This window comes from Roseovarius sp. CAU 1744, assembly GCF_039839345.1.
Classification (GTDB): Bacteria; Pseudomonadota; Alphaproteobacteria; order Rhodobacterales; family Rhodobacteraceae; genus Roseovarius.
On record NZ_JBDOQV010000010.1, the window covers coordinates 118,785 to 132,482 of the forward strand.

The following is a 13,698-nucleotide window of genomic DNA, read 5'->3' on the forward strand; positions in this document are numbered from 1 at the left end:
CGGTTTGAGACACTAAACCGCTCTAAAAAATTGGAATCCTTAAATTTCTGATACAGCATGACACTACATGATATAGTGTTTCAATGCTCCCCAGCAGCACCATGATCCCGGACCTTCAGTACCAGAGCATGCCGTTTGCGCCGTTGGCTAAATCCGCCGGACGTACTAGACAGGGCTGTGCGCTGGATTAGCACCGGATCTGATCCGACATCGTGAGACAGGACAACGCAAATGACCGATCAGCAGAACCGGAAGACGACCCACGACTCGGAGGAGGATCTGCGCAATCGGGACATCAAGATATTCCTGAACGGCCGGATCGTCCCCAGATCCGAGGCCGTCGTTTCGGTATACGATTCGGGCTTCCTGCTGGGTGACGGCATGTGGGAGGGGCTGCGGCTTTATAACGGCAGATGGGCTTTTTTCGACGAGCATATGGACCGGTTGTTCAACAGCTGCAAATCTGTCTCATTGGATATCGGCATGACGCGTGAGGAAATCCTGCAGGCGCTCAACGCCACCGCCGAGGCCAATGGCATGACCTCGGACGCGCATTGCCGGCTGATGATCACGCGCGGGCCCAAGGCGAAACCATTTCAGCATCCGGGCCTGTCGCGGTCGGGACCGACCGTGGTGGCGATCCTCGAACATTCCAAACCCGCCGACAGCCTGCAAAGCAAGGGGATCCGCCTGGCCACCGTCCCGCAGGTGCGCGGCTTGCCGATGAGCCAGGACGCCAAGTATAACAGCCATTCCAAATTGAACTGCGTGATCGCCTGCCTGCAGGCGGAACAGGCCGGTGCCGACGAGGCGCTGATGCTGGACCCGCATGGTTTCGTGAACACCACCAATGCCTGCAACTTCTTCATCGTGCGCCGGGGCGAGGTCTGGACCTCGACCGGCGACTACTGCATGAACGGCGTGACCCGGCAAAAGGTGATCGACCTGTGCCGCGCCAATGACATTCCCGTCCACCAGAAGAACTATTCGCTCTACGAGGTCTATGGCGCCGACGAGGCGTTCCTGACCGGCACGTTCGGTGCCCAGACCCCGGTGGCGGCGGTGGACGGCAAACCCATCGGCACCCATGATGGGGCGGGCCCGGTGACGCGGCGCATCCGCGAGCTCTACAAGGCCCTGGTCAAGGAAAACACCACGGTCTGATCAGCGCCCGGGACCAAGGGGTGATCTGACATTCCGGCAACTACATGCTGAGCGCATTAAAACAGGGACTTTCGCCCATTCCCCATGACATCTATAAGGTCAGGCAAAGCACCGCTTCAATTGCGGGCCTATTGAGCACTTACACCACAGGACGACCCGTAACATGTCAATATTGCACAGAATTCCGGGACTGTTCTCGCAGGACATGGCCATTGACCTGGGAACAGCCAACACGCTTGTTTACGTCAAGGGCCGTGGGGTGATCCTGTCCGAGCCTTCGGTGGTGGCCTATCACGTCAAGGACGGTGTCAAGAAAGTGCTGGCCGTGGGTGAGGATGCCAAGCTGATGCTGGGCCGTACCCCCGGCAGTATCGAGGCGATCCGGCCGATGCGCGAAGGGGTGATTGCCGATTTCGACACCGCCGAGGCAATGATCAAGCATTTCATCCGCAAGGTCCACAAACGCTCGTCCTTTTCCAAGCCCAAGATCATCGTCTGCGTGCCGCATGGCGCCACACCGGTCGAGAAACGCGCCATTCGCCAGTCGGTGCTCAGCGCCGGTGCGCGCCGCGCGGGCCTGATCGCCGAGCCGATCGCCGCGGCCATCGGCGCCGGGATGCCGATCACCGACCCCACCGGCAACATGGTCGTCGATATCGGCGGCGGCACCACCGAGGTGGCCGTGCTTTCGCTGGGTGACATCGTCTATGCGCGTTCGGTCCGGGTCGGCGGTGACCGGATGGACGAGGCCATCATCAACTATCTGCGCCGGCAGCAGAACCTGCTGGTCGGCGAATCCACCGCCGAGCGCGTGAAAACGTCCATCGGCACCGCACGGATGCCCGATGACGGGCGCGGCAGCTCGATGCAGATCCGCGGGCGTGACCTGCTGAACGGCGTCCCCAAGGAAACCGAGATCAGCCAGGCCCAGGTGGCCGAGGCGCTGGCCGAACCGGTCCAGGCGATCTGCGAGGCGGTGATGACCGCGCTTGAGGCGACGCCGCCCGATCTGGCGGCGGATATCGTGGATCGCGGCGTGATGCTGACCGGCGGCGGGGCGCTTCTTGGGGATCTGGATCTGGCACTGCGCGAGCAGACCGGGCTGGCGGTTTCGATCGCCGATGACAGCCTGAACTGCGTGGCGCTTGGCACCGGCAAGGCGCTGGAATTCGAAAAACAATTGCGCCACGCGATTGACTACGACAGCTGAGGCGGCCACCTTTTAAACAAAGGGAGAGCCATTGGCAAAAGACCGAGGACATACCGGGGAATTCACCGGCCCGCTGAAGCGACTGCTTTTCGGGGTGCTCGTGTTGTGCCTGCTGGGTCTCTTTTTGCTGTGGCGCATCGACAGCCCGCGGGTGGAACGGTTTCGCGCTCAGGTGACGGATCGCGTCGTGCCCAGCTTTGACTGGGCGATGGGCCCGGTCACCGGCACGGTCAACATCCTGCGCGATTTTCAGAGTTACACGCGCATCTATCAGCAAAACCAGGAATTGCGGCGCGAGCTGCAGCAGATGAAGGCGTGGAAGGAGGCCGCGTTGCAGCTTGAGCAGGAGAACGCGCGCCTGCTGGATCTGAACAACGTGCAGCTTGACCCGCGGCTGACCTATGTCACCGGTGTCGTTCTGGCCGATAGCGGATCGCCTTTCCGCCAGTCTGTCCTGCTGAATGTCGGCGGTCGCGATGGCATAGTCGATGGCTGGGCGGCGATGGACGGGCTGGGGCTGGTCGGGCGCATTTCGGGCGTGGGCAACAAGACCGCGCGGGTGATCCTGCTGACCGACACGTCCAGCCGGGTGCCGGTGACTGTGCAGCCTTCGGGGCAACACGCGCTGCTGATCGGTGACAACACCGCCGCCCCGGTGATTGATTTCATCGAAGATGCCGATCAGATCCGGCCGGGGGATCGGGTGATGTCCTCGGGCGATGGCGGTGTCTTTCCCGCAGGTCTGCTGGTGGGACAGGTTGCCGAAGACCCTGGCGGCAGGATGCGTGTCCGGCTGGCGGCGGATTACGAGCGGCTGAAATTCCTGCGCGTCCTTCGCGACTATGGCAACGACGGCATCGCCGATCCGGGCAACCTGATCGCGCCCAGGGTCTTGACCGACCCGACCGAGACACCAGAGACCGCAGACGGTGCGGCGGCGGAGGGTGGCAATGGCTAGCACCGGTCAGCCCTGGCTCATGCGTATCGTCTACCTGCTGATCTGCCTGGTGCTGCTCTTCGTGCAGCTCTTGCCGCTGGATACCGTGCCCAAGGTGTGGGCAGCGCCCGAGCTGGTTGTCGTCGTGACCTTCGCCTGGGTGCTCAGGCGGCCCGAATACGCCCCGCCCTTCCTGATCGCGATGATCTTTCTGCTGGCGGATCTGCTGGTGCAACGCCCGCCGGGCCTGTGGGCCGCGCTGGTCCTGCTGGGCAGCGAAACCCTGCGCAACCGCGCCCCGGGGCTGCGCGATCTGACCTTCCCCGTGGAATGGCTGACCGTGACGACAACGCTGATCGTCATGACATTGGGCTATCGGATCATTCTCGGGGTCACCGTTGTCGATCAGGCACCGCTGGGGCTCAGCCTGATCCAGCTGGTGATGACGCTGATCGCCTACCCGGTGGTCGTCCTGATCACCCAGACGGTCTTTGGCGTGCGCAAGATCTCCCCCGGCGACGTCGAGGCGGGGAGGCAACGCATATGAGACGGCCCACGAAGGATACCGCCGACAGCCTGCGCGTCATCACAAGGCGCGGATTGATCCTGGGCGGCGCCCAGGCCGGGTTCATGGGGTTGCTGGCGCTGAGAATGCGCTACATGCAGGTCGAACAGGCCGACCAGTTCCGCCTGCTGGCGGAAGAGAACCGTATCAATATCCGGCTGATCCCCCCGGCGCGGGGCCGCATCTTTGACCGTACCGGCGCCATCGTCGCCGAAAACGCCCCCAGTTACCGCATTACCATGGTGCGCGAGGACGCGGGTGACGTTGAGGATGTGATTGCCCGCCTGTCGCGATTGGTCGAGCTGGACGAGGATCTGCTGAAGCGCGCCCGGCGCGAGCTGAAAGAGCTGCGCGGCGACACCCAGGTCACCGTTGCCGACCGGGTCAGCTGGGATGAAATCAGCCGTGTCGCGGTAAACGCCCCGGCCCTGCCCGGCGTCACGCCCGAGGTCGGGCTTTCGCGGCACTATCCCGGCGGCGGCGATTACGGCCATATCGTCGGCTATGTCGGCGCGGTCAGCGACCGCGACCTGGAAAAGATCGACGCGCCCGACGCGCTGTTGCTGATCCCGCGCTTCCAGATCGGCAAGATCGGCCTTGAGGTCAAGATGGAGGAGACCCTGCGCGGCACCGCCGGCACCAAGCGGGTCGAGGTCAACGCCGCGGGCCGCGTCATGCGCGAGCTGGACCGCAAGGAAGGCGAAGCCGGGAAAGACATCCAGATCACCATCGACAACAAGCTTCAGGCTTATGTCAACGATCGTCTGGACGGCGAAAGCGCCGCGGTGGTCGTGATGGATTGTCAGACCGGTGATTTGCTGGCCTGCGCGTCGGCCCCGAACTACGACCCCAACCTGTTCGTGCGCGGCATCTCGAGCGCGGATTACAAGGCGCTTCTGGAAAACAAGTATCGCCCGCTGCCCAACAAGGCGGTGCAGGGTGTGTACCCGCCCGGATCGACCTTCAAGATGGTGACGGCGCTGGCGGCGCTTGAGGGCGGTTTCGCCAACCCGGGCGAGACGGTCTATTGCCCCGGCCACCTGCGGGTCGGCGGCCGGCGGTTCCATTGCTGGAAACGCGCGGGCCACGGCAATGTCGATCTGCACCGGTCCCTGCGGGAAAGCTGCGATGTCTACTATTACGAGATGGCCCAGCGGGCGGGGGTCGAGCGGATCAGTGCAATGGCGCGCAAGCTGGGCCTGGGTGTGGTCCATGACCTGCCGATGACCAGCGTGTCCGAAGGGCTGGCACCCACCAAGCAGTGGAAGATCGAAAGCAAGGGCAGCGAATGGCTGCTGGGGGACACGGTCAACATCGCCATCGGCCAGGGATACGTGCTGGCCTCGCCCTTGCAGCTGGCGGTCATGACCGCCCGTCTGGCCACCGGAAAATCGGTCAAGCCGCGCCTGATCAAATCGGTGAACGGCGTCGAGGAACCGGTTGAACCGGCGGAATCGCTTGGCATCAACGAAAACCTGCTGCGGCTGGTGCGCAAGGCCATGTACGCGGTGTCGAACAGCAACCGCGGCACCGCCTATCGCAGCCGCATCATCGAGGACGCCTTCAAGATGGCCGGCAAGACCGGCACCAGCCAGGTCCGCAATATCACCAAGGCCGAACGCGCCCGCGGCGTCACCCGCAACCAAGACCTGCCCTGGGAACGGCGCGACCATGCGCTCTATGTCAATTTCGCGCCCTACGACAACCCCAGGATCGCGGTGGCCGTGGTGGTCGAACATGGCGGCGGCGGGTCGACGGCGGCCGCGCCCATTGCCCGCGACGTGACCCTGCAGACACTCTATGGCGGCGAGCCGCCCCTGACCGCCTATCCCGAACGCGACCGCGCCCGGATCAAGGCGCAGCAGGAAAAACTGCGCAAGGCGCGGCCCGAAAGCAGCACGGAAAAGAGCGACCGCGCATGAGTTATCTTGAATATACCGTCAAGACGACACCCAGTGGGTTTCGCAAGGTGCTCTATCTCAACTGGCCCTTGATAATCTTGCTGATCGCCGTCGCCTCCGCCGGGTTCCTGATGCTCTATTCCGTGGCGGGCGGGTCCTTTTCCCCTTGGGCGGCACCGCAGATGAAACGCTTTGCCCTCGGGATCGCTCTGATGATCTTTGTCGCGATGGTGCCGATCTGGTTCTGGCGCAACATGTCGGTGGTGGCCTATATCGTCTCGCTCCTGTTGCTGGTCGCGGTCGAGCTTGTGGGCATCGAAGGCAAGGGCGCGCAACGCTGGATCAACCTGGGGTTCATGCGCCTGCAACCCTCTGAACTGATGAAGATCGCGCTGGTGATGATCCTGGCCGCTTATTACGACTGGCTGCCGCTGAAAAAGACCTCGCGGTTCATCTGGGTGGTGATCCCGGTCATCCTGATCCTGATCCCCGTGGCGCTGGTGCTGAAACAACCCGATCTCGGCACCTCCATCCTGCTTATCACCGCGGGTGCGCTGGTGATGTTCCTGGCCGGTGTCCACTGGGGGTATTTCGCCGTCGTCACCGCGGCGGTCGTGGGGCTGGTTACCGCCGTCTTCCAAAGCCGGGGCACCTCGTGGCAACTGCTCAAGGATTACCAGTTCCGGCGGATCGACACCTTCCTTGACCCGGCCAGCGATCCGCTGGGCGCGGGCTATCACATCACCCAGTCCAAGATTTCGCTGGGGTCGGGCGGCTGGACCGGGCGCGGTTTCATGCAGGGCACGCAATCGCGGCTGAACTTCCTGCCCGAAAAGCACACCGATTTCATCTTTACGACCCTGGCCGAGGAGTTCGGCTTTGTCGGCGCCTTTTCCTTGCTGTCGCTCTATGCGCTGATCGTGTTCTTCTGCATCATCGCGGCCCTGTCGAACCGGGACAGGTATTCGTCGCTGCTGACGCTCGGGATCGCCGCAACCTTCTTCCTGTTCTTCGCGGTCAACATGTCGATGGTCATGGGGCTGGCGCCGGTTGTCGGCGTGCCCCTGCCGCTGGTCAGCTACGGCGGGTCGGCGATGCTGATCCTGCTTCTGGGCTTTGGCCTGATCCAGAGCGCCCATATTCACAAACCAAGGTGACCTGCATGCCGGTCAACGTGCTCTTTGCCGCCCTTCCCGAGCGGTGGAAAACCTACGAAGCGCCCCTGAAATCCGCGCTGACCGCCGCCGGTGTCGAGGCCGATCTGCGCATGGAGTTTCCGCCCGAGAAGGTCGATTACATCGTCTATGCCCCCAATAGCGAGGTGCAGGATTTCTCCCCCTTCACCCGCGCCAGGGCGGTGCTGAACCTCTGGGCCGGGGTCGAGGATGTGGTGGGCAATGAAACGCTCCGGATTCCGCTGGCGCGGATGGTCGACCACGGGCTGACCCAGGGGATGGTGGAATGGGTGACGGGCCACGTGCTGCGCCATCACCTGAATACCGATCTGCATGTGCATGGTCAGGACGGGGAATGGCGCCGATACGTGCCGCCGCTGGCCGGGGACCGCGGCGTGACGATCCTGGGGCTGGGCGCCCTGGGCACGGCCTGCGGCCAGGCGCTGGTGCGGCTGGGCTTCAAGGTTGCCGGCTGGAGCCGATCCCCCAAGAACGTGCCCGGGATAACCTGCCTGTCCGGCGAGGAGGGCCTGCGCGAGGCTCTGAGCAGCGCCGAGATCCTCGTGCTCCTGCTGCCGTTCACCCCGCAGACCGGGAACATCCTGAATGCCGCGACAATGGCGCAGATGCCCAAGGGGGCGGTCGTCATCAATCCCGGACGCGGACAGCTGATCGACGATGACGCCCTGCTGGCGGCACTGGACAACGGCCGGATCGGCCATGCCACGCTGGATGTCTTCCGGGTAGAACCCCTGCCCGCGGATCACCCTTACTGGGCCCATCCCCGCGTCACCGTAACACCGCATATCGCCTCGGAAACGCGGCCCGAAACCGCCGCGCAGGTGATTGCCGAGAATATCCGGCGGGGCGAGGCAGGCGCGCCGTTCCTGTATCTGGTGGATCGCGAGCGAGGTTATTGATTACCTGAGAAGCGGCGGTTTTGCCGGGTCCGATCCGGGTGCCTGACGCTGCCGCAACTCTGTCTGAGGCAGGTCGAAACGCAGGCCGACCCTGGCAAGGCTGGCCGCCGCGGTGTCGGTGCCATCGAAGAACCCCACGTCAATCGTGCCGGCCTCCAGCCCCGAAAATCCAAGCGCCTGTGATACGCTCTGCGCCAGTGCGCCTTGCGCATCGGCCCGCGCGCCCACGAAACCCAGCAGATGGCCGGCGCTACCGTTCTCATAGACGGCCCCGACAAGATAGGCGCTCTCGGCCAGGCCCGTGGCGGCGGCAAGACGGGTATCAAGCGCGGTCAGGAAGGTTTCGGGCAATCCGGTTGGCGGTGTGAAATGCTCGATTCGCGCGGTCACCTCGTCCGGGATCGTGTCCATCGCCGCCAGCCAGGCGACCGCTTCCGGCGGCAGCAGGAGGGACGAGGGCGCGACATCAAGGTTCAGGCCAAGGCCCAGCCGCTGCGGCGCCAGCATCTGACAGATCGCCCGGCCGGACAGCGCCGCATAGGGCGCAATTCTGCCGGTGAACTGCGCCAGCCGATCCTCGCGATCAAAGACCAGGACAAATGCCCCATCAGACAGTTCGAAGGTTTCCGGTGAGATCCGATCGCCAGCCGCGTCGGATTTCAAGAGCAGGAACAGCTCGGACCCGGCCAGCTTTTCATAAAACCGCAACCGCGCGGCATCATCGGTCTCATCGGCCTGCATGGCGGCATGGGTCGTGTCCAGAATCGTCTCAGTCATTCATGACCTTTTGGACTTGCGCGCGAAGTTTCGGCAAGAGCTCTGCCTCGAACCACGGGTTTTTCTTCAGCCAGCCAGTATTGCGCCAGGACGGGTGAGGCAAGGGAAAGATACGCGGCGCGTGTGTTTGCCATTCCTTCACGGTATCGGTGACGCCGGTTTTCACGCCCATATGGTATTTATGGGCATACCCGCCCACCAGCACGGTCAGCGCAACCTTGTCCAGCGTTGCCATGACCTTTTCATGCCAGGTCTTGCCACAGATCCCGGGCGGCGGCAGGTCCGAACCCTTGGCGTCATAGCCCGGGAAACAGAAGGCCATCGGCACGACCGCGACGCGCGCGCGGTCATAGAAATCATCCGGTGTCAGGCCAAGCCAGTCGCGCAGGCGATCACCGGACGGATCATCAAACGGTTTGCCGGATTTATGCACCCGCATCCCCGGCGCCTGCCCTGCGATCAGCAATCGCGCCGAAGGCCTGAACCAGACCACCGGGCGGGGCGCATGCGCCGTATGGGTCGCGGCAAAGCGGTCGGCACAAAGGCGGCAGTTGGAAATGTCGAGGGCCAGGTCGGTCATTGCTTTCTGTCTGTCTGGCACGGTTTCTACATAGGTTTCGCAGGTTTTGCACGCCGGCCGCTCACGCCATGCGAGATGGTGAATGGCGAGCCAGATAATTTGAACGATTGGCTGGGTTGGGTGCAGCCCGTCCATTATTTCGACAGTTATAGAAATAATGCTTGCAGGAGAAATTTAATTTCTATAATTCTAGAAACATGAAACAGACAGCGATTCCCGATCTTGACCTCGCCCTTGCGGCCTCGACCTTTGCTGCGCTTGGCAGCGAACAGCGGCTGGCGGTCCTGCGCAGCCTGGTGCGCGCCGGCCCGGATGGGCTGAGCATCGGCGCGTTGGGGGCGCGGACCGGCATCACCGGATCCACCCTGACCCATCACGTGAAAATCCTGACTCAGGCCGGGCTGGTCAAGCAGGAAAGGCGCGGGCGCAGCATCATCTGCGCGGCGGTCGCCTATGACGAACTAAAGACAATCTCTGAATTCCTGTTGCGCGAATGTTGCGCGGACAGTGATCACCCGCATGAAGGACATGGCCATGACTGACACGACACTGACGCCGCGCGCCCCTAAATGGCGGATCGACAAGGCCTGGGCGGCGCTGGTCGTGATACTGGCCCTCGTCGCGGTGCTGGACCGGGCGCAATTCTGGCCGACGGTGGTCTTTGCCAGCGGGGCGCTTTGGCACACCGCCCCGTTCATCGCCTTTGCGGTGCTGGCGGTGGCCTACATGAAGGCCAGCGGCGCCGAAACGCTGCTGGCGCGCGCATTCGAGGGGCGACAGGCGCGGATGATCGTGCTGGCGGCGCTGCTTGGCGGGCTTTCGCCCTTCTGTTCTTGCGAGGTGATTCCATTCATCGCCGCGATGCTGGCGCTTGGGGCGCCACTGGGGGCGGTGATGGCGTTCTGGCTGGCCTCGCCGCTGATGGACCCGGCAATGTTTCTGATCACCTCGGGCACGCTGGGCTGGGAATTTGCCATCGCCAAGACGGCCGCCGCCGTCAGCATCGGCCTGATGGGCGGGTTCGCCACGATGATGGCTTCGAATTCGCGGGTGTTTGCCGACCCGCTGCGGCAGAAATCGCAGGGCTGCGGCGGTTGTTGCAGCAGCGACAAGCCGTTCGAGGGCAAACCCGTGTGGACATTCTGGTCCGAGGGCGCACGGCGCGAGACCTTCCGCAAGACCACGCTCGACAATGCGCTGTTCCTGCTGAAATGGCTGGCCCTGGCCTATGTGATCGAGGCGCTGATGCTGCAATATATCCCGGCTGAACTGGTTGCCAGGGTGCTGGGGGGTGAGGGCCTCTGGCCGATAATTCTGGGGGCCGTCGTGGGCGCGCCCGCCTACCTCAACGGTTATGCCGCGGTGCCGCTGGTCGATGCGCTGCTGGCGCAGGGCATGACGCAGGGCGCGGCAATGAGCTTTGTGATTGCCGGCGGCATCAGCTGCATCCCCGCCGCCATCGCCGTCTGGGCGCTGGTAAAACCGCGTGTCTTTGCCGCCTATATCGGCTATGCGATGCTGGGCGCGGTACTGGCTGGCATGGCCTGGCAGGTCGTCGCCTGACAGGCCCCGGCATCCGGCAGGCAACCGGCTGCGGCTGACCCGCCCGCCGGTTGCCGCCCTGAATGAAATATCCTACTCCTGACACAAACCAGTCCGGGACAGGGTGGGGCACATGTATCGCGTCTGGCACTTCGTTGCCGAATATTCTCTTCTGCTGATTTTCGGCGCGGTCATTGCCCTTGTCTGGGCCAATATCGACATACACAGCTACCATGCCTTCACCGAGTTCGTGATCTGGGATCACGCGCCGATCGGGCATCTGCATGACGGGCACCGCACCCTGACGCTGCATTATCTGGTCAATGACGTTCTGATGGCGCTGTTCTTTGCCATCGCCGCCAAGGAAGTGTGGGAGGCGGTGATCCTGAAGAACGGCAGCCTGCGCGGCAAGAAGGCCGCGACCCCCCTGTTCGCGACCGCGGGCGGCATGTTCGGCCCGATCGCCGTCTACCTGGGGCTGGCGGCGATGCTGGGCTCGGACACCTATTCGGCTGTCGCCAACGGCTGGGCCATTCCCACGGCCACCGACATCGCCTTCAGCTACCTGGTGGGGCGGGTTGTCTTTGGCGCCGGCCATCCGGCGGTGCGGTTCCTGCTGCTTCTGGCCATCGCCGATGACGCGGCCGGGCTGATCATCCTGGCGGTATTTTACCCGTCTTCCGAGCTGGCGCCCGCATGGCTGTTATTCTCGTTTGCCGCGGCGGCGCTGGTCTATCTGCTGTTCAACTGGCTGCCGCGCCTGCTGGACCGGGGCAAGCAGGACCGGCCGAATTCAACCCGTATCCGCAAGAGCCTGGGTGGCCTGCCCTACGTGATCGCCGGATGCGCCAGCTGGTACGGCTTCATGCGATCGGGCCTGCACCCGGCGCTTGGCCTGTTGCCGATCGTGCCCGCCATCCCCCATGCCGATCGTGCCTTCGGCATCTTCAGCGAGGTCGAGAAATACCTTCATGATCTGCTGAACGTGCTGGAACATGCGTTGAAACATCCCGTCGAAATCGTGCTGTTTCTCTTTGGCCTGATGAATGCCGGGGTCGCGTTTTCGGCCATCGGCGACGCCACCTGGCTGGTGCTGGCGGGCCTGATCATCGGCAAGCCGGTCGGCATCCTTCTGTTCGGGTGGCTGGCGGCGGGGCCGATGGGGCTGGGCATCCCCCAGGGGATGCGGGTTGTTGACCTGGTCGTGATCGGCTTTGTCGCCGCCATCGGGTTTACCGTCTCGCTTTTCGTTGCCTCAGTCGCCTTCGACCCCGGACCGGTCCAGGATGCGGCCAAGATGGGGGCGCTTTTCAGCTTCGCGGCGGCGGCTCTGGCGATCCTTGCCGGCAGGTTGACGAAGATAGAAAGATGGGACGACTGACAAGCCAGCGCCCGGACCACCGGCCCGGGCGCCCGACATTCCGGCCTATTCGGGGTGGGCGCCCCGGCTCCGCAGGTAGTAGATGAACCCGCCCAGGACCGCACCGATGATCCACGCATAACCGGCAAGCTGGCTCAGGACCGGCACCCAGACCGTCGCCACCGAGAAGACCGCGGCGACGCCGAACGCCACCAGCGCATGGTCATTCCAGCCATTACCGTAATGATAGGTGCCACCCTGCATGTCATACAGGTCGTCACGTTTGAGCGATTGTTTCCGCAGCAGGTAATAATCGACAATCATGATACCGTAGAGCGGGGCAAGCGTTGCGCCAAGCGTGTTGACGAAACCACCGATACCGACCTGGCTGATGAAGCTGGTCCAGAGACCGCCGATGACCAGCGCGAAACCCGACGTGATCAGGCCCGCCTTGCGAAAGCTGATCCTGGACGGCGCCAGGTTGGCAATGCCGTTCACGGCGGGGATGAAATTTGCCACCAGGTTGATGCCCACGGTCGCCGCGAAGAAGGTGATCGCCGCGATGACCCCCAAAATGACACTGTCTGTGCGGCCCACGATCTCGGTCGGGTTGATGATTTCTTCGCCATAGACCACCGCCGCGCCGGCCGTGGTCAAAAGCGCCAGCGCCGAGAACAGGATCATGTTGAAGGGCAGCCCGGCCAGATTGCCGCGGATCATCGCCTTTTTGTCCTTCGCATATCTGGAAAAGTCGCTGAAGTTGATCATCACGGCGGCGAAATACGCCACCATCGTGCCGACGATGGCGATGAACCCCGCGATTTCCGTGCGCATCGTCCCCTCGGGGTTGGCAAAGATCGTTTGCGCCTGTGACAGCAACTGGCCGTCGGATTTGATCCACAGCACGACCACCAGCCCGATCATCACCGCATAGACGAAGGGGCCGGCGATGTTCAGAAAGGTCTCGACCCATTCCATACCATGCCAGAAAATCCAGATGTGGAACGCCCAGACGATCACGAAGGAAAGCCAGTCAATGCCGGTCAGACCGAGGATTTCGGCACCACCTGTGATCCCCGTGACCGACCGGATCAGCAGTGCCAGTGCGGTCGATGCGAAATAGACCTGCACCCCGTACCAGAACACTGCAACCGTGGCTCTCAGCACCGCCGGCAGTTTCGCCCCCGCGGTGCCCATGCTGGCCCGTGCAAGCACCGGGTAGGGGATGCCGTAGCGTTCCCCCGCCGCGCCGGAAAGGTTCACCAGAAACATCACCAGCAAACCGGCGGCGATCAGCGCGGCAAAGGCGGTCCAGCCGCTGACCCCGTAGGAGATGAACAATGACGCCACCAGCGAATAGCCGAATAGCGACTGGATATCATTGGCCCAGACGTTGAAGATCGCGAACCATCCCCAGGATTTCTCTTCGGCAGATACCGGGTTCAGCGTGTCATCGCCCCCGTGTGTTCCGTCCATTTCAGCGGTCATGCTTTGCATGTTTCCTCTCCTATCTCGACAGGTCGCAATCCGCGGCACCCGTCATCCCCTCTTGTTTTCGGCAGGCAAC

Annotated in this window: 13 protein-coding genes; 10 read left to right on the plus strand and 3 right to left on the minus strand. The window is 63.2% G+C overall.

The window, feature by feature from the left end:
* The first annotated feature begins 231 nt into the window (after positions 1-231).
* The 7 genes from AAFO92_RS19360 to AAFO92_RS19390 all read left to right on the plus strand — a co-directional run bounded on the left by AAFO92_RS19360 (position 232) and on the right by AAFO92_RS19390 (position 7,872).
* Positions 232-1,164: an aminotransferase class IV gene (locus AAFO92_RS19360; RefSeq protein ID WP_347537992.1), complete on the plus strand. Its 933-nt coding sequence runs from the start codon at positions 232-234 to the stop codon at positions 1,162-1,164.
* A gap of 163 nt (positions 1,165-1,327) precedes the next feature.
* Complete coding sequence (locus tag AAFO92_RS19365) at positions 1,328-2,374, plus strand: rod shape-determining protein (protein WP_299845301.1); 1,047 nt, start codon at positions 1,328-1,330, stop codon at positions 2,372-2,374.
* Positions 2,375-2,405: 31 nt separating this feature from the next.
* Positions 2,406-3,332 carry a rod shape-determining protein MreC gene (gene mreC / locus AAFO92_RS19370; protein WP_347537994.1) on the plus strand — a complete coding sequence of 309 codons (927 nt, stop codon included), beginning with the start codon at positions 2,406-2,408 and terminating at the stop codon, positions 3,330-3,332.
* Complete coding sequence (locus AAFO92_RS19375; protein ID WP_347537995.1) at positions 3,325-3,858, plus strand: rod shape-determining protein MreD; 534 nt, start codon at positions 3,325-3,327, stop codon at positions 3,856-3,858. Before mreC ends, AAFO92_RS19375 begins: the two co-directional genes overlap by 8 nt.
* Complete coding sequence (mrdA, locus tag AAFO92_RS19380; RefSeq protein WP_347537997.1) at positions 3,855-5,798, plus strand: penicillin-binding protein 2; 1,944 nt, start codon at positions 3,855-3,857, stop codon at positions 5,796-5,798. The genes AAFO92_RS19375 and mrdA overlap by 4 nt, the downstream gene beginning before the upstream one ends.
* Positions 5,795-6,934, plus strand: a complete 1,140-nt coding sequence (rodA, locus tag AAFO92_RS19385) for a rod shape-determining protein RodA (RefSeq protein WP_347537998.1) — start codon at positions 5,795-5,797, stop codon at positions 6,932-6,934. The genes mrdA and rodA overlap by 4 nt, the downstream gene beginning before the upstream one ends.
* Before the next feature lie 5 nt (positions 6,935-6,939).
* Positions 6,940-7,872, plus strand: coding sequence for a glyoxylate/hydroxypyruvate reductase A (locus tag AAFO92_RS19390; protein WP_347538000.1), 933 nt, complete (start codon positions 6,940-6,942; stop codon positions 7,870-7,872).
* On the opposite strand, the gene AAFO92_RS19395 is transcribed toward AAFO92_RS19390, so the two are convergent.
* Together AAFO92_RS19395 and AAFO92_RS19400 are read right to left on the minus strand one after the other, a co-directional pair.
* Positions 7,873-8,649, minus strand: a complete 777-nt coding sequence (locus tag AAFO92_RS19395) for an SseB family protein (RefSeq protein WP_347538002.1) — start codon at positions 8,647-8,649, stop codon at positions 7,873-7,875.
* Entirely contained in the window at positions 8,642-9,229 is a 588-nt protein-coding gene (locus AAFO92_RS19400; protein WP_347538004.1) for a uracil-DNA glycosylase family protein, read from the minus strand. The genes AAFO92_RS19395 and AAFO92_RS19400 overlap by 8 nt, the downstream gene beginning before the upstream one ends.
* 197 nt (positions 9,230-9,426) lie before the next feature.
* Between AAFO92_RS19400 and AAFO92_RS19405 the strand changes: the two genes are divergently transcribed.
* The 3 genes from AAFO92_RS19405 (at position 9,427) to AAFO92_RS19415 (ending at position 12,152) form a co-directional block, all read left to right on the plus strand.
* Positions 9,427-9,771: a metalloregulator ArsR/SmtB family transcription factor gene (locus AAFO92_RS19405; protein ID WP_347538006.1), complete on the plus strand. Its 345-nt coding sequence runs from the start codon at positions 9,427-9,429 to the stop codon at positions 9,769-9,771.
* The gene (locus tag AAFO92_RS19410) at positions 9,764-10,792 is read left to right on the plus strand and encodes a permease (RefSeq protein WP_347538008.1); all 1,029 of its coding nucleotides are present in this window, start codon (positions 9,764-9,766) and stop codon (positions 10,790-10,792) included. Before AAFO92_RS19405 ends, AAFO92_RS19410 begins: the two co-directional genes overlap by 8 nt.
* A 112-nt stretch (positions 10,793-10,904) precedes the next feature.
* The gene (locus tag AAFO92_RS19415; protein WP_347538010.1) at positions 10,905-12,152 is read left to right on the plus strand and encodes a Na+/H+ antiporter NhaA; all 1,248 of its coding nucleotides are present in this window, start codon (positions 10,905-10,907) and stop codon (positions 12,150-12,152) included.
* Positions 12,153-12,197: 45 nt separating this feature from the next.
* Here the strand turns inward: AAFO92_RS19415 and AAFO92_RS19420 are convergent, their stop codons facing one another.
* Positions 12,198-13,628: an NCS1 family nucleobase:cation symporter-1 gene (locus AAFO92_RS19420; protein ID WP_347538012.1), complete on the minus strand. Its 1,431-nt coding sequence runs from the start codon at positions 13,626-13,628 to the stop codon at positions 12,198-12,200.
* Between the last annotated feature and the right edge of the window lie 70 nt (positions 13,629-13,698).